16 protein-coding genes are annotated in these 22,650 nt (G+C 59.5%); 13 read left to right on the top strand and 3 right to left on the bottom strand.

All coding sequences use genetic code 11. From position 1 onward, the window contains the following. Positions 1-299: 299 nt before the first annotated feature. Both RTCIAT899_RS29275 and RTCIAT899_RS29270 read left to right on the top strand, forming a co-directional pair. Positions 300-2,024 carry an adenylate/guanylate cyclase domain-containing protein gene (locus RTCIAT899_RS29275; protein WP_041678250.1) on the top strand — a complete coding sequence of 575 codons (1,725 nt, stop codon included), beginning with the start codon at positions 300-302 and terminating at the stop codon, positions 2,022-2,024. Between the two features lie 72 nt (positions 2,025-2,096). Next, on the top strand, positions 2,097-2,975 hold the full coding sequence (locus RTCIAT899_RS29270) for an FkbM family methyltransferase (RefSeq protein ID WP_041678467.1): 879 nt from the start codon (positions 2,097-2,099) through the stop codon (positions 2,973-2,975). Between the two features lie 2 nt (positions 2,976-2,977). Here RTCIAT899_RS29270 and RTCIAT899_RS29265 read toward each other — a convergent pair whose 3' ends face one another. Continuing rightward, positions 2,978-3,457, bottom strand: a complete 480-nt coding sequence (locus tag RTCIAT899_RS29265) for a class I SAM-dependent methyltransferase (protein ID WP_015343458.1) — start codon at positions 3,455-3,457, stop codon at positions 2,978-2,980. Positions 3,458-3,599: 142 nt separating this feature from the next. On the opposite strand from RTCIAT899_RS29265, the gene RTCIAT899_RS29260 reads away from it, so the two are divergent. From RTCIAT899_RS29260 to RTCIAT899_RS29210, 11 genes are all read left to right on the top strand, one after another. After that, positions 3,600-4,775, top strand: coding sequence for a DUF3095 domain-containing protein (locus RTCIAT899_RS29260; protein WP_015343457.1), 1,176 nt, complete (start codon positions 3,600-3,602; stop codon positions 4,773-4,775). A 351-nt stretch (positions 4,776-5,126) separates the two neighbouring features. Then, entirely contained in the window at positions 5,127-6,464 is a 1,338-nt protein-coding gene (locus tag RTCIAT899_RS29255; RefSeq protein ID WP_015343456.1) for an adenylate/guanylate cyclase domain-containing protein, read from the top strand. A 160-nt stretch (positions 6,465-6,624) separates the two neighbouring features. Continuing rightward, complete coding sequence (locus RTCIAT899_RS29250) at positions 6,625-8,532, top strand: ABC transporter ATP-binding protein (protein ID WP_015343455.1); 1,908 nt, start codon at positions 6,625-6,627, stop codon at positions 8,530-8,532. Next, the gene (locus tag RTCIAT899_RS29245) at positions 8,529-10,451 is read left to right on the top strand and encodes an ABC transporter substrate-binding protein (protein WP_015343454.1); all 1,923 of its coding nucleotides are present in this window, start codon (positions 8,529-8,531) and stop codon (positions 10,449-10,451) included. Before RTCIAT899_RS29250 ends, RTCIAT899_RS29245 begins: the two co-directional genes overlap by 4 nt. After that, positions 10,444-11,442 (top strand): ABC transporter permease, encoded by a 999-nt coding sequence (locus RTCIAT899_RS29240; protein WP_015343453.1) that lies wholly within the window; start codon positions 10,444-10,446, stop codon positions 11,440-11,442. Before RTCIAT899_RS29245 ends, RTCIAT899_RS29240 begins: the two co-directional genes overlap by 8 nt. Further along, positions 11,439-12,614: an ABC transporter permease gene (locus tag RTCIAT899_RS29235; protein ID WP_015343452.1), complete on the top strand. Its 1,176-nt coding sequence runs from the start codon at positions 11,439-11,441 to the stop codon at positions 12,612-12,614. The genes RTCIAT899_RS29240 and RTCIAT899_RS29235 overlap by 4 nt, the downstream gene beginning before the upstream one ends. A gap of 100 nt (positions 12,615-12,714) precedes the next feature. Next, complete coding sequence (locus RTCIAT899_RS29230) at positions 12,715-13,929, top strand: glycosyltransferase family protein (RefSeq protein ID WP_041678249.1); 1,215 nt, start codon at positions 12,715-12,717, stop codon at positions 13,927-13,929. Positions 13,930-13,940: 11 nt separating this feature from the next. Continuing rightward, positions 13,941-15,206, top strand: coding sequence for a glycosyltransferase family 4 protein (locus RTCIAT899_RS29225; protein ID WP_184462074.1), 1,266 nt, complete (start codon positions 13,941-13,943; stop codon positions 15,204-15,206). Beyond that, positions 15,188-16,348 carry a glycosyltransferase family protein gene (locus RTCIAT899_RS29220; RefSeq protein WP_051043354.1) on the top strand — a complete coding sequence of 387 codons (1,161 nt, stop codon included), beginning with the start codon at positions 15,188-15,190 and terminating at the stop codon, positions 16,346-16,348. The genes RTCIAT899_RS29225 and RTCIAT899_RS29220 overlap by 19 nt, the downstream gene beginning before the upstream one ends. 237 nt (positions 16,349-16,585) lie before the next feature. After that, entirely contained in the window at positions 16,586-19,300 is a 2,715-nt protein-coding gene (locus RTCIAT899_RS29215; RefSeq protein WP_015343448.1) for an ABC transporter ATP-binding protein, read from the top strand. Between the two features lie 53 nt (positions 19,301-19,353). Beyond that, a complete protein-coding gene (locus RTCIAT899_RS29210; RefSeq protein WP_015343447.1) occupies positions 19,354-19,830 on the top strand; it encodes a cyclic nucleotide-binding domain-containing protein in 477 nt (158 codons plus the stop codon). Between the two features lie 123 nt (positions 19,831-19,953). On the opposite strand, the gene RTCIAT899_RS29205 is transcribed toward RTCIAT899_RS29210, so the two are convergent. Beyond that, the gene (locus tag RTCIAT899_RS29205) at positions 19,954-21,096 is read right to left on the bottom strand and encodes a fumarylacetoacetate hydrolase family protein (RefSeq protein WP_015343446.1); all 1,143 of its coding nucleotides are present in this window, start codon (positions 21,094-21,096) and stop codon (positions 19,954-19,956) included. Positions 21,097-21,273: 177 nt separating this feature from the next. Continuing rightward, positions 21,274-22,644 carry an alpha-glucosidase/alpha-galactosidase gene (gene melA, locus RTCIAT899_RS29200; protein WP_015343445.1) on the bottom strand — a complete coding sequence of 457 codons (1,371 nt, stop codon included), beginning with the start codon at positions 22,642-22,644 and terminating at the stop codon, positions 21,274-21,276. Positions 22,645-22,650 lie beyond the last annotated feature (6 nt).

The raw sequence follows: 22,650 nt of genomic DNA, 5'->3' as shown, positions 1-22,650 counted from the left end.
CGTCGCACGGTTGACGATTAAGTGATGGCAGGAACCCGAATCGTGAAAGGATTGCCCGAATTCCGACCGGTTGCGTGACAATAAGGTCCCTGCTTCGAAAAGCCGCATCCTCGACAGCATGCGGCGTTGCGGCTACTGCATAATTCCTTAAATCGGAATCGATTTGAGGATAAAACTATGCAGCAGGTTAAAAGTGCTACAGCGACCTTTGCGCGTCATATTTGACGCGCGGCGCTGTCGATGAATAGGCGATAACCGTTTTCGGATCAGTTGTGAACGGGCAATATACATTGGGTTTGATGACCATAGAGGCAAGAAAGCCAATCATGACCGATCGCCTCGTGCGAAAGCTGCGTCTCGGCTCGGGTCTGATCGTTTTTGCTTTCGTCATCATGCATTTGGCCAACCATTCCCTGGGCCTGATCTCGCTCGGCATGGCCGAACATGCGCAACATTGGTTCATGGCGGTTTGGCGCAATCCGGTCGGAACCGTGCTGCTCTATGGGGCGCTGATCCTGCATATCCTGCTCGTGCTGCGAATGCTCTACAAGCGCAGGACGCTCGTCATGCCCGCCGGCGAGGCTTTTCAGATCGTTACCGGTCTGCTGGTGCCCCTCCTGCTGATCGACCATATCGTTGCGACACGCATCGTTCATGAGGTCTACGGCTATCACGACACCTATAAGGCGGTCGTGCGCACCTTGTGGGTGACTTCGCCGTTCAATGGGATGCGCCAGTCGTTCGTCCTCCTGATCGTTTGGCTTCATGGATGCATTGGCGTTCATTTCTGGCTGCGCTACCGCCCCTGGTATATGGCGATCGCGCCCGTCATGCTGTCGCTTGCCATTGTCCTGCCGATTCTCGCTTTGCTCGGCTTTGCCGCAATGGGCAAGACGGTGGCGCATGAGGTCGCCCAGGAGGATGAGCGCGGCTATCCAGGCGGCTATTACAGTGACGTCCGAAGCTTTGGCGAAACAGGCTCGGCGCCCGGCGGTAAGATGGCGGAAGACTTGTGGCCTTACCGCGCCGGATTCTATGGCGCCTTCAGTCTGTCGATCGCCGTTCTTTTTGCCTTCCGAGCGCATCGCAGACTGCGAGAACGGCAATATCAGGTCGCCATTCGTTATGCAGGCGGGGAGGTCGTGCATGCACCGCGCGGCTTCAGCGTGCTTGAGGCAAGCCGTCTCGGCGGCATCCCGCATTATTCGGTCTGTGGAGGCAAGGGCCAATGCTCCACCTGCCGCGTGCAGATCATCGAGGGAGCCGAAAACCTGCCACCGCCCGAGCCGCTGGAGCAGAAGACCTTGAATCGTATCGGCGCCACGCCGGATGTCAGGCTTGCCTGCCAGCTGCGCCCGACCGGCAATGTCAGCGTGGTGCCATTGCTGACGCCGATGGCCGAGGCGACGATCCCGGTCTACACGCAAGCCGCAAGTCCCGGCCGCGAGCGGGAGATCGTCGTGTTCTTCTGCGATCTACGCCATTTCACCTCGCTGACGGAATCGCGGCTACCCTTCGACATCGTTTTCCTGCTCAACCGCTATTTTGCTATCGTTGGCCGCATCATCGAAGAAAATGGTGGCCGGATGGATAAGTTCATCGGCGATGGCGCGATGGCACTCTTCGGCCTTCGCGCAACCCCGAAGGAGGCCAATCGTCAGGCCCTGAAGGCGGCCGCCGCGATCATCCGCGAGATCGACAAGCTCAGTGCCGAGCTGGCTGATGACCTGGCTGCCCCGCTCGAAATCGCCATCGGCATCCATACCGGCCTCGCGGTAGTGGGCTCGATGGGATACGGCACCGTCAAGAACGTGACGGCGATCGGCGATACCGTCAATGTCGCCAGCCGTCTGGAAAGCGTCGCCAAGGAATTCAACGCCGCGCTGGTCTTTTCGGAGCCGGTGGCGCAGCTTTCGGAAGCCGATATCGCCGGCACCGAAAGCCGCGAGATTGCCGTCAGAGGCCGGGGCGAGCCGTTGCGGGTCTATATCGTTTCGAAAGAGGCCAGCGCCCATTTTGCCTGATTTTCAGAGAGTGGCGGCGGCGGCGCCCTTGTCCGTTTGCAACGGAATGGCGCCGGTGTAGAGATGGCGCTCATGTTTGACGCCAAGATTCTCACAAGAAAATACTGGAAGCGAGCTTTTCGCCGCAAGCGGGACGCGATCGCCACGCGCCTGTTCGACACCAGGCTCGGCCGGGATATCCTCGTCAGTGCGATCGGCCCCCGCGTGAAGACGATGACGGTCGATTGCGGCGATCACGTCCTCAGTTTCTCGCCGGCCGACTACATCGGCCGCAAGGTTTTTCGCAAAGGGCATTTCGAGCGCGACCATGTCGATCGCCTGCTGAGCGTCCTGCGCGAGCACGGCCTGTTGCGCAAGAGATCGGCGCTCCTGGAACTTGGCGGCAATATCGGCACGCAGACCTGCTATTTTGCCTTGAGCGGCGCCTATGACCGCATCGTCAGCGTCGAGCCGGACCCGCGCAATTTTCGCCTGCTGGCAGTCAATATTGCCGATAATGGCCTGCAGGAAATGGTGACTGCGGTCAATTGCGCTGCCGGCGATCGCGAGGGGCAGCTCGATTTCTATCTCAATCACAAGAACCATGGCAAAAGCAGCGCGCTGCGGCAAAGCCCGACCGACGAGAAGATCTCGGTGCCCGTCCGTCCGGTTGGCGATATTCTGCTGCAGGCAGGCGTCGATCCCGCCGATATCGGGCTGCTCTGGATGGACATCGAGGGCTATGAGCCGGTTGCCTGCCGTTCGATGGGCGCGCTGATGGCCCGCAAGGTGCCGCTCTATATGGAATTCACGCCGGCCTTCTACGGCAAGGATCAGACCAGAGACTTCATTGTCGATCTTGCTCGGCACTATAGCGAATGTCTCGCCTTCTTCGAAAGCGGCGAGCGGATCATGAAGGTGGTCGAACTGCCGGTGGCGGGCGAACAGTTCGACGTCCTGTTTCTGCGCTGATCCTATCTGCGCCGATAGATGAAATAGCGCCCGTCCTTGACGCTCGAGGGCAGCGGCAGCACAGCGAGATCCGGATGGTCGAGGGGAAGGCCGCTGACCGCAAGCCCGCCTGATGCCAGCACGCCAGCCATGATTTCCGGCAGCCAGGTCAATGTTATCGCATCCTTGTCTTCATAGCCGGTGCCGATATCGGCATGGGCGAGCGACGCGTTGGCGCCAATGAAAGTTCTCGCCGTGTCCTTGATCTCACCGAGAACAAGGTTTTCGGCCGACGGCATGGAAGGACCATAGGCATTGACCGTCCGGTCGAATGCGACGATGCGATGATCGGGGAAGAGTTCGCGCAGATGATCGAAGGTGCGGCCGTTGCCGAGGCCAAGCTCCAGCACCGGGCCGTCGAGCGTTTTCACCTCATCGGCAACGGCGTTGAGAATGTCGCGCTGCGCACTGAGGCGGCGAATGAAACTATCCAGGCGGCTCATCGTATTTGAAATATCCTTGGCGTTCTATGCCTCTTCCGCCGTGGCCTAGCATGGCGGGCATCGCGGCGTCGACCACCCGCTGGCTTTTCGACGCATTTGCTGTAGGGATAGATTGTCGCGGTGCTCACAGAAGGGGGATATCATGGCCGAGCCGTCCAACGATGATTTCTTCCACAAGCTTTCGGGTTTCACCCGTTTCGAGGGTGTGACCGACAGCGCCAACTATCAGCCCCTGCCGGGTGACTGGTTGATTGCGGTCGCCGACATCGTCAGCTCGACAAAGGCGATTGCCGCGGGTCACTACAAGTCGGTCAACATGGCCGGCGCCAGCGTGATTTCCGCCGTGCTGAACGCTTTGGATCGAGGTGATTATCCCTTCGCCTTCGGGGGGGATGGCGCATTGGTGGCAGTCCCGCCCTCCGGCGAGGCGCGGGCGCGGCAGGCGCTTTCAGCGGTACGGGGCTGGGTGATGGAAGAGCTGCAGCTCGATCTCCGCACCGCTTTGGTGCCGATGACCGCCATCCGCGACGAGGGGTTCGACGTGCAGGTCGCGCGTTTCAACCCAAACGACCATGTTTCCTACGCCATGTTTTCGGGTGGCGGCACGAGCTGGGCAGAACGGCAGATGAAGGAAGGACGCTTCATCGTCGAAACGCCGCCGGAAAAGGCGGAGCCCGATCTAACAGGGCTTTCCTGCCGCTGGAATCCGATAAAGGCGCAAAATGGCGAGATCATCTCCATCATCGCTATCCCCGGCGAGGATGGAAACGGTCCACAGTTTCAGCAATTGGTCGCCGATATCATCGCCATCTCTGCAGAGCAGAGCCGCGACAGCCACCCCGTCCCGGTCGAAGGCCCGACGCCAGCATTGAGATTCGATGGTGTCGATATCGAAGCGCGGGCTCTTGCCGCTCCGGCCAACCGCTGGTGGCGCAAGCTTCTTATCGACGCCCAAGTTATCCTGCTCTGGAGCCTCGACAAGTTCCGCGTGAGGGCAGCATTCTTCGATGCTAAGGCCTATCGGCGCGATCTCGCTGCGAATTCCGATTTCCGCAAGTTCGATGACGGTCTGAAAATGACCATCGATGTCGATGCCGAACATCTCGAACGTATCGAGGCACGCTTACGCCGGGCAGAGGCAGAAGGCGTGTGTCGCTTCGGTCTGCATCGGCAGGACAGTGCGCTGATGACCTGTTTCGTTCCGACGCCTCTCATGCGCGACCATATGCACTTCATCGATGGGGCGAGCGGGGGGTATGCTATGGCGGCCATGGCGTTGCGGGGAAAGCGGCCGCCCGCGCTTGCCGCGGGCGAATGATTTCATCTGCGGCGCGCAGGGCTGCAGTCGCAATTTTATCGATCCATTTGCTTTTTGCCCATTGTGTCAGCCGAATATGCGCCTTATCTCAATGAGAACAAAACGAGAGTCGTCGGTTGCGGCGGCTGTCCTTTTGCCGCATTTCATGTGCGGGGGTGTGAGGAAATACAGTCGATATTTTGGGTGCCTGCACGATCCAAGGTGGCAATGGAACGTGTTGGTGCCGTCGCATGATGCTTCTTTCAGTCTTTGACGATGGCCTGGAAGTCCCGGATACGGATGCCGACGAAATCGACGGTGCGCCATGGTCGGGTGAAGGCATCAAGCATTGCAGGATGGGCCGCGGGAATAATGGCAATCAATTCGGGTGTCTCTGATATTCTTATCGATAAAGTTGCGGAATGGCTGACGCAGGCCGCCCTGACGGGCGAGAACCTGGAAACGGTCGTTCGCGGTTTCTGCGAACGCATGGCGGCCACCGGGATGCCGCTCAAGCGCGTGCATCTGACCTTTTCCATGCTTCATCCGCTCTATGACGCGCTCGGTTTTACCTGGCGTCGGGGTGGCGGTCTGACGATCGAGGGCTACCGGCACGGGAACGAACAGCCGGAACGCTTCATGCGCAGCCCCTATTATTATCTTCTCTCCAACAATCTTCAGCACCTGCGTCGCCGGATCGACAGTGACGGCGCGGTCGAGTTTCCGATCTTCGAGGACCTGCGCAAGGAGAAGGTGACCGACTATATGGCCTTCGTGCAGACATTCGGGGCCGGTTCGATGCAGGGCATGATGGGCTCCTGGTCCACCGATAACATCGGTGGTTTCAGCGAGGATATGATCGGCGCGTTGATGCGCATGCAGAATCATCTCGCCATGGCCGCCAAGATGGCTGTTCTCGGCAAGCTTGCCAACAATATGCTGACCACCTATCTCGGTGGCGATGCCGGGAAGCGCGTGCTGAACGGTCAAATCCGCCGAGGCGATGGCGAGACGATCCGGGCAGCGCTCGTCATGGGCGACATGCGGCAATCCACAGTTTTTGCCGAAAAGGAAGGGCGGCAAGCCTATATCGATACGCTGAACGAATTCTTCGATGCGATTGCTGCGCCTTTCAACCGCAATGGCGGCGAGATCTTGAGCTTTCTCGGCGACGGTTTTCTGGCGGTCTATCCGTGCGGCCGGCACAAGGACCCGTCCAAGGTCGCGTGCGAAGCCGCGCTGTCGGCTGTTTTCGAAGCGCAGCGCCGCGTTGCCGCGCTCAACAGCGATCGCCAGTCGCGTAATCTGAGCGAGGTGCGCTACGGGATCGGCCTGCATGTCGGCAACGTCATGTTCGGCAATGTCGGATTGAAGGACCGGCTGACCTTTTCGGCCTTTGGCGCGGCGGTCAACGAGGTCGAGAGGCTGCAGTCGCTGACCAAGAAATATTCGACGGAGGTCGTCGCGAGCCAGGCTTTCTCGAGTTACACCGATTGCGAATGGGGGACGCTGGGAGAAGAAAAGCTGCGCGGCGTGCGCCAGCGCTTCACAGTCGTCTCTCCGAAGGCCGCGGCAGCAGCCAGCAGCGCGCTTGAGATCTTTCAGGAGACGGCGGCCGACAGCCTCTCCGAGGCCGAACGGGTTATTCTCTTGCACAGGGATGCCAAGAAGTTCGAGGGCCGTCTTCAAGTCGAAAACCTCGCTCGGTGACGGCACATGCCTTACGCTTCAGCATAAGCCGATATATCACTGGAAAGGCGACAGTTTTTTTACAGTCTCCGCATCGCTTTGACCAGCTAGACACCCGTTATGGCCTACGTTAGTGTGCCGCATAAGGCCACAAAGGTCATGTGAGCGGGAAGTAATATGTATGGCGTCAGGGACTGATCTACTGCGTATCGAGAACCTCGACGTCTCGTTTTCCCTCTACGGGGATAGTCTGCGCGTCGTCAAAAATGCCGGCTTGAGGGTGCTTCCGGGCAAGGTCACGGCGCTCGTCGGTGAATCCGGTTCCGGCAAATCGATCATCAGCCAGTCGATCATGGGCATTCTTCCGGCGGCGGCGAAGGCGACCGGACGGATTCTCTTCACCGATCCGCTCGACGGCAAGACCACCGATATTCTCCAGCTGCCGCGTGACGGGGTCGCTATCCGCGCGCTGCGCGGCGCACGCATGGCAAAGATCTTCCAGGAGCCGATGACCTCGCTATCGCCGTTGCATACGGTCGGCAACCAGATCAGCGAAGCGCTACGCATTCATAGCGCAGGTACCAGCAGAGCCGAGCAGCGTGAAAAGACGGAAGAGATGCTGCATCTCGTCGGCTTTCAGGACCCGGTTCGAACTTTCGACATGTATCCTTTCGAACTTTCCGGGGGCATGCGCCAGCGTGCAATGATCGCTATGGCGCTGATCTGCAACCCGGCGCTCCTGATTGCCGACGAGCCGACGACCGCGTTGGATGTCACCATTCAGGCGCAGATCCTCGGCCTGCTGCGCAATCTCCAGCAGACGTTCAACATGGCGATGCTGCTGATCACCCATGATCTCGGCGTGGTCGCGAATATGGCCGACGAAGTCGTGGTCATCTATCACGGCGAGATCATGGAAGCAGGCCCGGTCGAGACGATCTTTCGCCAGCCGCAGCATCGCTATCTGAAGGCGCTGATGTCGGCGGTGCCGCATTTCGATATGAAGCCGGGAGAGCGATTGAAGTCCCTGCGGGACGTTCCGGTCAATCTCGGCACCTTTTCCGGCAAGAAGAAGCTTATCGGCAGCGGCGTGCCGGCTGCGGGGGCAGCACCCGATGTCCTGCTCAGCGTGCGCAATCTGACCAAGACCTATACCTCGAAGGCCGGCGGACTGTTTGGGCGGCGCGATGGCACGAAGTTCCGTGCGGTCGATGACGTCAGTTTCGACATTCGCCGCGGCGAATGTCTTGGCTTGGTCGGGGAAAGCGGCTGCGGCAAGACCACCGTCAGCAAGATACTGATGCGGGGTGTCACTGCCGATAGCGGTTCCGTCAGCTTCGACGACGGCAGCGGCAAGATCGATGTGCTTGCCGTCAAGGGCGACGAATTGATGGATCTGCGCACGAAGATTCAGATGGTGTTCCAGGATCCGGTCTCTTCGCTTTCTCCGCGCATGACCATCCGCAACATCCTCAGCGAACCCTTGGAAATCCATGGGCGTGGCGACAGTGACGAGCGCAAGGAGAAGGTTACGGCACTGATGCAGGCGATCGGGCTCGACAAGCACTATCTGAGCCGCTATCCGCACAGCTTTTCAGGTGGCCAGCGGCAGCGTATCGGAATTGCGCGCGCATTGGCGCTTGGACCAAAGCTTCTAATCCTCGATGAGCCCGTCTCGGCGCTCGATGTGTCGGTTCAGGCGCAGATCCTGAACCTTCTCAAGGATCTGCAGAAAGAGCTCGGCCTGACCTATCTGTTCATTTCGCATAATCTCGCAGTGGTGGATTACATGGCCGACCGCATAGCCGTCATGGCGCGAGGACGCATCGTCGAAATCGCTCCGCGGGAGGTCATTCTGCGCGCCCCCGTCCATCCCTATACGCGTTCGCTGCTCGCCGCCGTTCCGTTTCCCGATCTCGACCGACAGCTGGATTTCTCCGCCCTGAACAGCGAAGGCCCTGCTGCCCGGCAGAAATGGGGGCCGCAATTTTCGGACGGTGCCGACGGGGAGCTTACCTATGCGGATTTGGGCGGCGGACATTTCGTGCGCGTGCGCCGGGGTGTCGATGCCCAGGAGTTGCGCAAATGATCGGCCGGCGTACATTCCTTGGCCTGATGGCTTCCGCAGTTTTGCCGCAGCCTGTTCTGGCGGCCGATGTCGACAATGAGCCGGAATACCTCGCCGATTGGCTGAGGGCCGGCCAGATGCCGCACCTCGCCAAGCGCCTGCCGAAGTTCCCCCGTGTCATCAACGTCGCGGCCATGGGCCGCGTGGCGGGCCGTTACGGCGGCTCCGTGCGCACGCTCATCGGCAGCCAGAACGACATCCGCCTCATGACCATCTATGGCTACGCGCGCCTGGTTGGTTATGACAGCACGCTGACGCTTCAGCCAGATATTCTCGAATCCTTTTCCACCGTCAACGATATGGTGTTCACCTTCAAGCTGCGCGAGGGCCATAAATGGTCCGACGGAGAGCCGTTTACGGCCCACGACTTCCGTTATTGGTGGGAAGACGTCATTCTCAACAAGGAGCTAACGCCCGGCGGAGGTGCGTTGGAGCTGCGTCCGCACGGTAGCCTGCCGCGTTTCGAGCTGCTCGACGACTTGACGGTGCGCTATTCCTGGGATGATCCCAACCCGAATTTCCTGCCGATCCTGGCTGCCCCGCAGCCGCTCGTCATCGCCGGGCCAGCACATTATCTCAAGCAGTTCCACAAGAAATACCAGGACAACATTCGGCTTTCCTCGCTGATGAAGGAAAGCCGCGTGAAGAAATGGCAGGATCTGCATATCAAGATGGGCCGCTCCTACCGGCCTGAAAATCCCAAATTGCCGGTACTCGACCCATGGAAAAACACGACGGCGCCGCCGGCCGAGCAATTCGTATTCGAACGCAACCCCTATTTCCATCGCGTTGACGAGAACGGGCGGCAGCTGCCCTATATCGACCGCATGATCCTGAACATCAGTTCTTCGGCGATCATCGCTGCCAAAACCGGTGCGGGGGAAAGCGATCTTCAGGCGACCGGCATAGACTTCAACGACTATACGTTCCTGAAGGAGGCGGAGAGGCGCGATCCAAGCAAGATCAAGGTCGATCTCTGGAAGGCGGCGCGCGGATCGCGCGTTGCCCTGTACCCCAATCTGAATAGCGCCGATGCAGTTTGGCGCGATCTCTTGCGCGATGTTCGGGTGCGCAGAGCGCTGTCGCTTGCGATCGATCGTCACGAGATCAACATGGCCGTGTTCTATGGCCTCGGCACGGCAAGCGCCAACACGGTGTTGCCCGACAGCCCGCTTTTCAAACCTGAATATGCCTCCGCCTGGATCGAGCACGATCCGGATCAGGCCAACGCTCTGTTGGATGCTGTCGGCCTGGATAAGCGGGATGAAGACGGTGTCCGTTTGCTGTCGGATGGTCGGCGAATGGAGATTACCGTTGAGACCCCGGGCGAAAGTACGCTCGATTCCGACGTGCTCGAATTGGTGACCGATCACTGGCGTAAGATTGGCATCGCGCTTTTCATCCGCGTATCCCAACGTGATGTTTTCCGCAGTCGCGCCATGGGCGGCCGCATTTTGATGTCGTTATGGTACGGCCTCGATAATGGCGTGGCGACGGCCGACATGAACCCGGGCGAATTGGCGCCGACGACCAGCGACCAGATGCAATGGCCGCTTTGGGGCATGTACTATCTGTCGCGCCAGACGCAAGGGGTGGCTCCCGATGTGCCGGAAGCCGTCGAGCTGATCAAGCTGCTTGGCGAATGGGAAGAGGCAGCCTCCTCATTCGAGCGTGCCGAAATCTGGCACAAGATGCTGAAGGTCTACACGGATCAAGTCTTCTCCATCGGTCTGGTCAACGCGACTTTGCAGCCAATCGCGCATTCGGCCAGCATGCAGAATGTACCGGAAAAGGCGTTGTACGGCTTCGACCCGACCTGCCTGCTCGGCGTGTATATGCCGGACACCTTCTGGATGAAGGAGGATCGCCGGAATGCTTAAATATATCCTCTGGCGCACCGCCGTGATGATCCCGACCCTGGTCATCATCTCCATGTTGGTCTTCACCATCATCCAGCTGCCGCCGGGAGACTTCTTCGACAGCCAGATCGCCGAACTGCGCGCTCAGGGAGACACCGCCAATCTCCAGGATATGGAGAATCTTCGCCACGAATACGGGCTCGACCAGCCATTGCCGCTTCAATACCTGCACTGGGCTGGCGGCATGCTGCATGGCGATTTCGGCTATTCCTTCGAATATCAGCTGCCGGTATCGGATGTCGTCGGCGACCGGCTCTGGCTGACAATCCTCGTGTCGATGACAACAATCCTTTTGACCTGGCTGATCGCTTTTCCGATCGGCATCTATTCGGCAACCCATCAATATAGCTGGGGCGATTACGGCCTGACTTTCCTCGGTCTGCTCGGTATTGCCATTCCGAATTTCATGCTGGCGCTGATCCTGATGTATTTCGCCAATGTCTGGTTCGGCGTGTCGATCGGGCATCTGATGGATCAAAAGTATCTTTCGCAACCGATGAGCTGGGAAAAGGCGCGTTCGATCCTGTCGCACCTTTGGATCCCGGTCATCATCGTCGGCACGGCCGGAACGGCCGGCATGATCCGCCGCCTCCGCGCCAATCTGCTCGACGAGATGCAGAAGCAATATGTCGTCACTGCGCGGGCCAAGGGGCTGCATCCCCTGAAGGCGCTGGTGAAATATCCGCTGCGCATGGCGCTGAACTTTTTCGTTGCCGATATCGGCTCCATCCTGCCGTCGATCATTTCGGGCGCCGAGATCACGGCAATCGTGCTGTCGCTGGAGACGACCGGCCCGATGTTGATCCGCGCGCTGCAGAGCCAGGACATGTATCTTGCCGGCTCGTTCTTGATGTTCCTCGCCTTCCTCAACGTCATCGGCGTGCTGATCTCGGACATCGCTCTTGGCTTTCTCGACCCCCGCATCCGCTTGCAAGGCAGGAGCACAAAGTGAGCGTATCCCTGCCAAAACCCGGCGCCCCCCTGGAGCATTATGTCTCGAGCGCGGATTTCGATCCGGATCAATTCGAGGCCATGTCGGCCGGCCAGCAGCGCTATTACATGGCTTCGCAAAAGAAGCTGATGTGGTGGAAGTTCAAGAAGCACAAGCTTGCGCTTGCGTCAGGCATTTTCCTGCTGCTGGCCTATGGCATGATCGTCATTGCCGAGTTCCTCGCCCCCTACGGGCTGCATACCCGCAATGTCGACTACATCCATTCGCCGCCGCAGGCGGTGCATTTCTTCAACAACGGAGAGTTTGTCGGACCGTTCGTGTACGGCCGCAAGATGACGCTCGATATCGATACGCTGCGCCGGGTCTATATCGATAATCCCTCGGATGTACAGCCGATCCGCTTCTTCTGTCGCGGCGATGCCTATCGCTTCTGGGGCCTGGTGGATTCGAACGTCCATCTGGTCTGTCCTGCGGTCGGCGGACAAATGTACCTGCTTGGGACGGATCGTTTGGGCCGTGACGTGCTGTCGCGCATCATCTATGGCGCACGCATATCCCTGACCATCGGGCTGATCGGCATTTCGGTCAGCTTCGTGCTCGGCATCGTCATCGGCGGTCTGGCGGGCTATCACGGCGGCCTCTTCGATCTCCTCGTCCAGCGCGTGATCGAGGTGCTGCAATCGCTGCCGAGCCTGCCGTTGTGGATGGCGCTGGCGGCGATCATGCCCGTGAGCTGGAGCCCGATCATCGTCTATTTCGGTATCACCATCATTCTCGGCATTCTCGACTGGACCGGTTTGGCGCGCGCCGTGCGCTCGAAGCTTTTGTCCCTGCGCGAGGAGGATTATGTTCTCGCTGCGCAATTGATGGGCGCCAGCACGCCGCGCATCATCGGCCGGCACCTCGTTCCGGGCTTCATGTCGCATCTCATTGCTTCGGCAACGATCTCCGTTCCGAGCATGATTCTCGGCGAAACCGCACTTAGCTTCCTTGGATTGGGGCTTCGCCCGCCCATCACGAGCTGGGGTATTTTGCTGACCGAGGCAAGGAGCGTCAGCGTCATCGCCTTCTATCCATGGCTCCTTTTTCCTATGATCCCGGTGATTTTGATCATTCTGGCGTTCAACTTTTTAGGAGACGGCTTGCGCGATGCCGCCGATCCCTACAAATAGCAGGGTGAACGGCGAAGACAGGATTGCAATTCGAGAAGCGGCCCGCGGATGTCCTTTGTCGACATACCGCGTATAACTTTCACCCCCAGAGGTTTTGCCTATGAAGCGGCGCTTAGAAGATGCTCGAATCCTCATGTATAGCCATGACACGTTCGGTCTCGGCCATCTGAGGCGGTGCAGAACGATTGCCCATGCGCTTGTTGAGGACTATCGCGGCCTGAACGTGCTGATCATATCCGGCGCAACGATCGCCGGGGCATTCGATTACCGCGCCCGTGTCGATTTCGTCAAAGTGCCGAGCGTCATCAAGCTGCGCGACGGTGAATACACGTCTATGGCGAGCCATGTCGCGCTGCAGGAAACGTTGAAGATGCGGCAGTCGATCATTCGCCATACGGCCGAAACCTTCCAGCCCGACGTTTTCATTGTCGACAAGGAACCGTTGGGGCTGAAAGGCGAGGTCGAGGAGACGCTGACCTATCTGAAGGCGCGCGGCACCACGCTCGTTCTCGGCATGCGCGACGTGATGGATGCGCCACACCTGCTGGAAGCCGAATGGAAGAAGAACAACGTCCTGCAGAAGATCGATCAATTCTACGATCGCGTCTGGGTCTATGGCCCGCCGGATTTTCACGATCCGCTCGTCGGCCTCGATGTCCCCTCCGGCGTGCGCCGGAAGATGGAATTCGTCGGCTTCCTACAGCGCAGCGTTTCCACGCTGGGCACGAAGTCGGAACATGTGCCTGACGAGGATTATATCCTGGTGACAACAGGCGGCGGCGGCGACGGCGCCGATCTCGTGAGCGACGTCATCGCCGCTTTCGAGGAGGACAGCTCTCTCACGCAGAAGACGTTGATCGTGCTTGGCCCCTATATGCCGGCCAAGGAGCGCAGCCAGCTTTTGGAGCGCGCCAGCAAGATCGACTGTCTGCAGGTCATCGAGTTCGACAACAAGATGGAAGAGCTGATTGCCGGTGCCAAGGCGGTCGTGGCTATGGGTGGTTACAACACCTACTGCGAAATTCTGTCCTTCGACAAGCCGGCGCTGATCATTCCGCGCACGCGGCCACGCGAGGAGCAGCTCATCCGCGCGCAGCGGGCAAGCGAGCTCGGCCTCGTCGACATGCTGCTGCCGGAAGAATCGGCCGATCCGAAGCAGCTTGCAGCTGCCTTGAAGCGCCTGCCGAACCGGGCGCCGCCCTCGGCGAGCAACAGCAATATGCGCCTCGAGGGGCTCGTGCACATCTCGCACACCATCGGCGAATGGTTCGATGACCGCGAGCGCTACACGCCGCTATCGATCGTTGCCGAGTAGATCACCGGAACCTGTCGATGCGGAAGAAAATACTGGTGGTCCTGAAAGGCTATCCCCGCCTGTCGGAAACCTTCATTGCGCAAGAGCTGCTCGGCCTGGAGAAGGCTGGCTTCGACCTGACGCTGATCTCGATGCGCAAACCCACTGATAGGAAGCGCCATCCTGTCCATGACGAGATCAAGGCGCGCGTGGTCTATCTGCCGGAATATCTGCACGACGAACCGCTGAGAGTGCTTCGCGCCTTCTTTGCCGGCATCGGCAAGCCCGGGTTCAAGCCGCTCCTGAAGCAGTTCTGGGCCGATCTCAAACGGGATATCACACCGAACCGCGTGCGGCGCTTCGGTCAGGCCCTGGTGCTGGCGCATGAATGGCCTGACGGCGGTGAATGGCTGCATGCGCACTTTATCCACACGCCGGCCTCGGTAACCTCCTATGCCAGCATCATGACCGGTATCCCCTGGACGTGTTCGGCGCATGCCAAGGACATCTGGACGTCGCCCGACTGGGAGCTTTCGGAAAAACTCGGCCGCGCCCGCTGGACTGTGACCTGCACGCGTACCGGTTTCGAGCATATGCGCGATTTGATCGGGGCGGATGACAAGGTCTATCTGAGCTATCACGGTCTGGATCTCGATCGCTTCGATCCTTTCGCTGGCGAACATTCCGGCCGCGATGGCAGCGACGCCTCCGATCCCGCTTTCCTTCTCAGTGTCGGTCGTGCAGTCGAGAAGAAGGGATACGACGTGCTGCTGAAGGCGCTGGCGCTGCTTCCCGGCGACCTCAACTGGCGTTTCACTCATATCGGCGGCGGTGACGGTCTGACGAAATTGAAAGCCTTAGCCGATACGCTCGGGATTGCCGATCGCATCACCTGGAAGGGCGCGCTGGCACAGGAAGAGGTGCTCGCCCATTATCGCCAGGCCGATATCTTCGCGCTCGCCTGTCGGGTGGCCGCCGACGGCGATCGCGACGGGCTGCCGAACGTGCTCGTCGAGGCCTCGAGCCAGCGTCTTGTCTGCGTCTCCACCAATATTTCCGGCGTCCCCGAACTACTCGAAAATGGTACGAACGGTCTCGTCGTTCCCCCGGAGGACCCGCAGGCACTTGCCGTGGCGCTGGAATCCGCCATTCGCAACCCGGCGCAGCGCCACAGGCTGGGCGAGGCTGCCGAAAGGCGGGTGCGCGAGCATTTCGACTATCACGCCAGCATCCGGCAGCTGACCGGGCTGTTCGAGGCGCAATGGCAGAAAGAAGATCAATGGCGGAAATCCGCGTGACGGTCTCGCATAGCCAACCCTTGCGGGTCTTTTTCTACGTTCAGCATCTGCTCGGTATTGGCCATCTGGCGCGGGCCAGCCGCATTGCCAGCGCGCTGGCGAAAGACGGCTGCCAGGTGACGGTGGTCACCGGTGGCGTGCCGGTCAACGGATTTCCCGGCGCGGATGTCACCTCGGTGACGTTGCCGGCCGTGGTTGCCAGCAGCGCCGGTTTTTCCGGCCTCGCCGATCAGTCAGGCAAGCCGGTCGGCGAAGAGTTTCTGTCCCGCCGGCGAGATCTGCTTCTCGAGGCGTTCCGGCAGGCTGCACCCGATGTCGTTGTTATCGAGGCCTTTCCCTTCGGCCGCAGGCAGATGCGTTTCGAGCTCCTGCCGCTGCTCGATGCCATTTCTAAAGCCGATCCGAAGCCGAGGCTCTACACCTCGGTGCGCGATATTCTGCAGCAGCAGAAGAAACCGGGGCGCGACGAAGAGACGGTCGGCCTCCTGCGTGATCATTTCGATGGCGTGCTCGTTCACGGCGATCCGCATTTTGTCCAGCTGGAGGAGACCTTTCCCCTGACCGAGGCAATCGCCGACAAGATCATCTATACCGGTCTTGTCGCACCCGCTTTGCCGCCGGAACCGGTCGAAACTTTCGACATCGTCGTTTCGGCTGGCGGCGGTGCTGTCGGGCGTGACCTCATCCGCGCCTCGCTGGAAGCGGCAAGCCGCGTGGCGAGAGATCGCCGCTGGCTCTTGATCGCCGGGCCGAACCTGCCGGAGCAGGATTACGCCGATCTCGCCATGGATGCGCCTGGCAATGTCGAGCTCGTTCGCTTCCGTAAGGATTTTCCCTCCCTTTTGCGTGGCGCCGAGCTTTCGATTTCGCAGGCAGGCTATAATACGGTCGGCGATCTTCTGGTGGCCGGCTGCCGCGCCATTCTGGTTCCTTTCACCGCCGGCGGCGAGACGGAGCAGTCCGTCAGGGCCGAACGGCTGGAGAGATTGGGGCTGGCCTTGGCCCTGCCGGAGGCAGGATTGACGACGGATATGCTGGTCGACGCCGTGAAGGCGGCGCTATCGCGCCCCAAGCCAGGCAACCCGGATATAGATCTCGGCGGTGCCGCCAGAACATCTGCCATTCTGCGTGATGGCAGGTAGACACCTGTGCGGCTGATATTGGAGACATCCTGTCGTTTTATCTTCCTGGATTCCCGCAATCTTGTGATATAAATCGAAAAATCGATGAATCGGGAGGAGCGTGGACGAAGAACCGGGCGGCGTCCCTTTTCACATATGGGGCCACGTATCCGTAACGAAACCTTCCCGCATCTCTGCAACATTGGTGCCGGCATCACGCCGGTGCTGGGCGTTGAATTTGAAAGCCTGCAGTAAGCAATGGAAAAAAGCCTAGCACGCTACATTTGGTCGAATACCCGGCTGGAGCAGATCTGGATACTGCTCGTCGTCGCGGCCTCGATGATCCCGTACTTCCTGTCCTTCGACTTGCCGAAGCAGATCGTCAACGGGCCTATCCAGGGCAAGGGTTTCGAACATCCCGGCGACACGCAGACCTTCATGCACATCGCCTTCAATGTGCCGCTCATCGGCCATGTCGAAATTTTTCAGGGTGTGCAGCTGACGCGCATGTCGATGCTCGTTGCACTGAGCATGGTATTTCTGGCGCTTGTCGTGCTCAATGGCCTCTTCAAGCTCTATATCAATACCTACAAGGGGCGGCTCGGCGAGCGCATGCTCCGCCGTATCCGATTCGAGCTGATCGACCGCGTGTTGCGGTTTCCGCCGTCCCATTTCAAGCGGGTCAAGCCCGCCGAAATCGCAACCATGATCAAGGATGAGGTGGAGCCGATGGGCGGCTTCACCGGCGATGCCTTCGTGCAGCCGGCGCTTCTCGGCGGTCAGGCGGTGACGGCGCTCGTCTTCATCATCATGCAGAATTTCTGGCTCGGCATGATCGCCGCGGCAATTGTCGCCGTACAGGCGATCGTCATTCCGCGCATGCGCAAGCGGCTTCTGGAACTCGGGCGCCAGCGGCAGCTGACGGCACGCGAGCTTTCCGGCCGCGTCGGCGAAATCGTCGATGGCATCGGCACCATTCATGCCAACGATACGACGAACCTGGAGCGCGCCGATATTGCGCACCGGCTCGGATTGATCTTCTCGATCCGCTACGATCTCTACCAGTGGAAGTTCCTGGTCAAATTCATCAATAATTTTCTCGCTCAGGTGACGCCGTTTCTGTTCTACCTGATTGGCGGTTTCCTGGCGCTGCAGGGTCGCCTGGACATCGGTCAGCTCGTCGCCGTCATCAATGCCTACAAGGATCTGCCAGGGCCGCTGAAGGAGCTGATCGACTGGGATCAGTCGCGTCAGGACGTTCAGGTGAAATACAACCAGGTGGTCGAACAGTTCAGCGTCGACCATCTGATCGATCCGAAAATCCAGGCGGTTTCGCCCGCACCGGCGGCCCGCATAACCCATTCTCTCGTCGCAACCAACGTCACCATCGTCGATGACAGCGGTGCGCGCGTGCTGGATCACGTTTCGGTTGAAATTCATCCCGGCGAAAGGGTGGCGATCGTTGGCGAGAGCGGTGCGGGCGGCGAATATCTTGCAGAGGCATTCGGTCGCCTGACCTGGCCGGATAGCGGCCGCATCTCGATCGACGGCCACGATATTCTGGAACTGCCGGAATCCCTCATCGGGCGACGCATCGCCTACGCCTCCTCCGAAACATTCTTCTTTCACGGCACTTTGCGCAGCAATCTGCTCTATGGTCTCAAGCATGCGCCGCTCGCTGCCCCCGTCTATAGCGAGGATGAGGCGGCAAAGCTTAAATGGAGCATGGCCGAGGCGCGTCGTGCGGCCAATCCGGAATTCGATCTCAATAGCGATTGGGTGGATTATGCCGCCGCCGGTGCAACGGGGCCGGATGATATCTATTCCGCAATCCGGCCGGTGCTCGATGCCGTCGCCATGTCGCAGGATATTTTCGACATGGCCTTGCGCTCGAATGTCGATGCGGCCACACACCAGGATCTGACGTCACGCATCGTAGAACTGCGGCAGGCATTGCGCTCGCGGCTTGAGGAGGAAAAGCTCGAGGATCTCGTGGTTCCCTTCGAGTTCGATGCTTACAATCCGCAGGCGACGGTCGGTGAAAATCTGCTTTTCGGTACGCTGAAGCGGCCGCAGATGACCAATCGCAAACTGGCGGCTCATCCCTATTTCCGGCAGATATTCGACGAAACGGGTCTCGTATCCGATTTGTACGATATGGGCCTGGAGATTGCCGAAAACGCAGTCGAACTCTTCACGGACCTGCCGCCGGACCATCCGTTCTTCCAGCAGTTGACCTTCATGACGGCGGAAGACATCCCGACCTATGAGGCGCTGCTGCAGAAGCTGAACGGCAAGGGCTATGAGGCGGCTACCGACGACGAGCGTGCGGCCATCATCCGCCTGAGCTTCTCCTATATCGAACCGCGTCACCGCTTCGGTCTCCTGACGCAGGTGCTCATGGAAAAGATCGTGCAGGCGCGCGCGAAGTTCTACGAGAATATTCCAGCCGATCTTGCCAAGGTCATCGAGCGCTACGATCCGGAGCGCTTCACTGCGTCGGCGACCCTGATGGATAACGTGCTGTTTGGCCGTATCGCGCATCAGCAGGCGAATGCGCCGGAGCGCATCCACCAGATCATGTATGATGTGTTCGGGCGTCTCGGCATGCATGACGGCGTTCTGTCGATCGGGCTGGATTTCGACGTCGGCTCGGGCGGCAAGCGCCTGACAAACGTACAACGCCAGAAACTCAATCTCGGTCGCGCCCTTTTGAAACGTGCCGATTACATCATCTGCAATCGCCCACTGCCGGCGCTCGACCATCGCGTCCAGGATCAGATCGCGAGGGCCATTCTGGGCGAACTCCATAGCGGCGACTATGCGCCGGCGATCATCTGGGTTCTCTCCAATCCCAGTTTTGCCGAATTGTTCGACCGTGTGCTGGTTTTCGATCACGGCAGTCTCGTCGAAAACGGCTCTACCACCGATCTTTTAGAGAAAAACGGTATGTTCAAAGAACTGTTATCGTAATATCCTATCTCGACAGTGGCGTCTGGGGCCGAACACTGGGGGTATCGAAGCTCATGCTTCTGAAGGACGAAGTTGAAATGCTGAAGCGGGTGCCGATTTTTTCGCGCATCGCACCCGCAAAATTGAAACTCTTGGCGTTTACGTCCGATCGGGTCAGCTACAATGCTGGCCAAACCCTGTTTCATCAGGGCGATCAAGGCGACGCGGCCTATGTTGTTCTTTCAGGGACTGCTGATATTCTCGTCGATAGCCCGGCCGGCGAGATCAAGGTTGCCGAAGTCGATCTCAATTCCATCGTTGGCGAGATCGCCATCCTCTGCGATGTCTCCCGTACAGCCACGGTGAAAGCGACTTCCAGGCTGGAGGCGTTGAAGATCAGCAAGGAGCATTTCCTGAAGCTGCTCAGCGATTTCCCGGAAATGGCCGTCGAGATCATGCGCGTGCTGGCAGACCGCCTCAACCACACGACCTCGGAACTGACAGCAGTCCGTAGCCGCCTCAACCAGCCGCAATCGATGTCCACCCATTGAGATTGAGGGGCAGGTGGGCGGACTTTTGAGAGGCAGACGCCCCTTTAATATCGCTTATCCATTAGTACCGTGGAGTTGAACGCGAAACTGGCTCCTTCAGTCTCGCGCTCGGTAGCTGGCGTCTCAGATCAAGCCACGCCGGACAAGATTGCGCATCAGATGCGAGGCGCCGAAAGTCCAGGGCGGGCATTCGGTCGATAGCAGCACGCGGTTGCGCAGCGCTCCGAGCTTTTCGTTCGAGATGGTGACGATGTCGCCGACCTTATGAGTGAAGCCTTGGCCGGGCGTGTCGCGATCCTCGACGGGAGCGAAAAGCGTTCCCATGAACAGCACGAAGCCGTCGGGATACTGATGATGGCGTCCTATGGTCTGCGAGACGAGATCGAGCGGATCGCGGCTGATTTCCTTCATCGACGAGCGGCCATGTAGCACATAGCCGTCCTCGCCTTCGACCTTGAGGTCGAGATCGGCGTTGCGAACGTCGTCGAGAGAGTAAGTCTTGTCGAACAGGCGGATGAAAGGCCCGATCGAGCAGGAAGCGTTGTTGTCCTTGGCCTTGCCGAGCAGCAAGGCAGACCGGCCTTCGACGTCGCGCAGGTTGACGTCGTTGCCAAGGGTGGCGCCCTTCACATGGCCCTGGCTATCGACGGCAAGCACGATTTCCGGCTCGGGATTGTTCCATTTGGAGATCGGATGCAGGCCGACATCCGCACCTTGCCCGACGGAGGACATGACCTGCGATTTGGAAAAGACTTCCGCATCCGGCCCAATGCCGACTTCGAGATATTGCGACCAGACACCTTCCTCGATCAGCGCTGCCTTGACCTTGGCGGCTTCCGGCGAACCGGCCTTCAAGTTGCGCAGGCTGTCGCCGATCAGCGCCGTCACCTTGCCGCGGATCGCTTCGGCAAGGTCCGGATTGCCGGCTGCACGCTCTTCGATGACGCGCTCCAGCATCGAGCGGGCAAAGGTCACGCCGCAGGCCTTGATCGCCTGCAGATCGATAGGTGCGAGGAGATGGACGGATGCGGCATCAGCCTTGGCAGCCAGCAAATCGTCGAGCTTTGCGACGGCCTCGCCTTTTTGCGCGCGCACGAAAGCGACCGGATCGTCCTTCTCCAGCAGGTCGCGCATGGTCGGCGCGTCCTTCGAGGTGATGTCATAGACCGTGCCATCGCGAACGATAACGAGGGCAGGACCTTCCACATTCGGGCGCCAGATGCGGCCGACAAAGGTTCCGGTGGTGAATGTGTCTGAGCTCGCCATGTCGTTCGTCTCCTCCAAACTGCGTGTGTTTTCTAACCCAGGCGAGGGTGCTTTGCCATGGGTTATCGAGGCGATATTCGCCCGCGTTTTGGATTTTCATTTTCTCCGGTGCGGTAAAAATGGAAGGCCCCGCGGCAACACCGCGAGGCCTTTGGGCCGCAAGCCGGGAGAGTGGCTTCAGGCGGCCTGAACCTTGCGAGTGCCGCGTGCCCATTCCGGCAGCCAGTCGCCATGAGCTGCTAGCAGTTCGTCGACGAGGGACCAGATCTGATCGAGATCGAGTTCTGCTGCCGTATGCGGGTCCATCATCGCAGCGTGATAGATGTGCTCGCGGTTCTCTGTCATCAGAGCCTTTACCGTCAGTTCCTGCACGTTGATATTCGTGCGGATCAAGGCCGTCAGCTGTGGCGGCAGGTCGCCGACATAGGTCGGCTGGATACCGGAGGCGTCGACCAGGCAGGCGACTTCGGCTGCGCAATTGAACGGCAGCGAGGTGATGCAGCCGTTGTTGCGGACATTGCCGTAGATGACCGAGGGTTCGCCGGTCCAGACCGAATTGATGATCGAAGAGGCATACTCCTTCGACTGCTTGACCTCGATCTTCTCGGCCGAGCGATATTCCTCCGCCTGGTTTTTCCAGCGCGCTACCTGCTCGATGCAGCGCTTCGGATATTCGTCGAGCGGAATGCCGAACTTCTCGATCAGGTCCTCGCGGCCCTCCTTGATGAAGTAGGGCGTGTATTCGGCGAAATGCTCGGAGCTTTCGGTGACGAAATAGCCAAGGCGGGTCAGCATTTCATAGCGAACCTTGTTCGGGCAGCGCGGGTTCCAGCCGGGCTTCGGCGCTCGTCCTTCGCGATAGGCGCGCACGAGATCCGGATAGAGATTGCGATAGGAACCGTCGGCCTGGCGATGCTCGAATTCGAGATAGAAGGCCATATGGTTGATGCCGGCCGAGCGGTAGCGGATCTCGTCATAGGGAATATCGAGATCGTGAGCCAGCTCCATGGCCGTGCCCTGCACGGAGTGGCAAAGGCCGACCTGCTTGATCGTTGGGTACTTCTCGCCGATCGCCCAGGTGTTGATCGCCATCGGGTTCACATATTGCAGCATGATCGCATTCGGGCAGACGGCGAGCATGTCCTCGCAAATCTTCCAAAGATGCGGAACCGTGCGCAGGCCGCGCATGATGCCGCCGACGCCGAGCGTGTCGGCGATCGTCTGGCGCAGGCCATATTTCTTCGGAACCTCGAAATCGGTGACCGTGCAGGGCTCGTAGCCGCCAATCTGGAAGGCGACGACGACGAAATGTGCGCCGTCAAGCGCCTTGCGCTGGTCGGTGAAGGTCTCGACCGTGGCCGGAGCGCCAAGCGTCGAGGCAAGCTTGCGGGCAACGATGGCGCTTTCATCCAGCCGCTGCGGATTGATGTCCATCAGCGCGATCCTGGCTCCTGCCAGGGCAGGGCGCTGCAAGACGTCGCCGATGATATTCTTCATGAAAACGGTCGAGCCGGCTCCGATGAAGGTGATCTTGGGAGTGCCTGTCATGTCAAA

The sequence above is a fragment of the Rhizobium tropici CIAT 899 genome (genome assembly GCF_000330885.1).
GTDB lineage: Bacteria > Pseudomonadota > Alphaproteobacteria > Rhizobiales > Rhizobiaceae > Rhizobium > Rhizobium tropici.
Note: the sequence above shows the minus strand (reverse complement) of the source record. Positions and strands in the feature narration are given on the sequence as shown.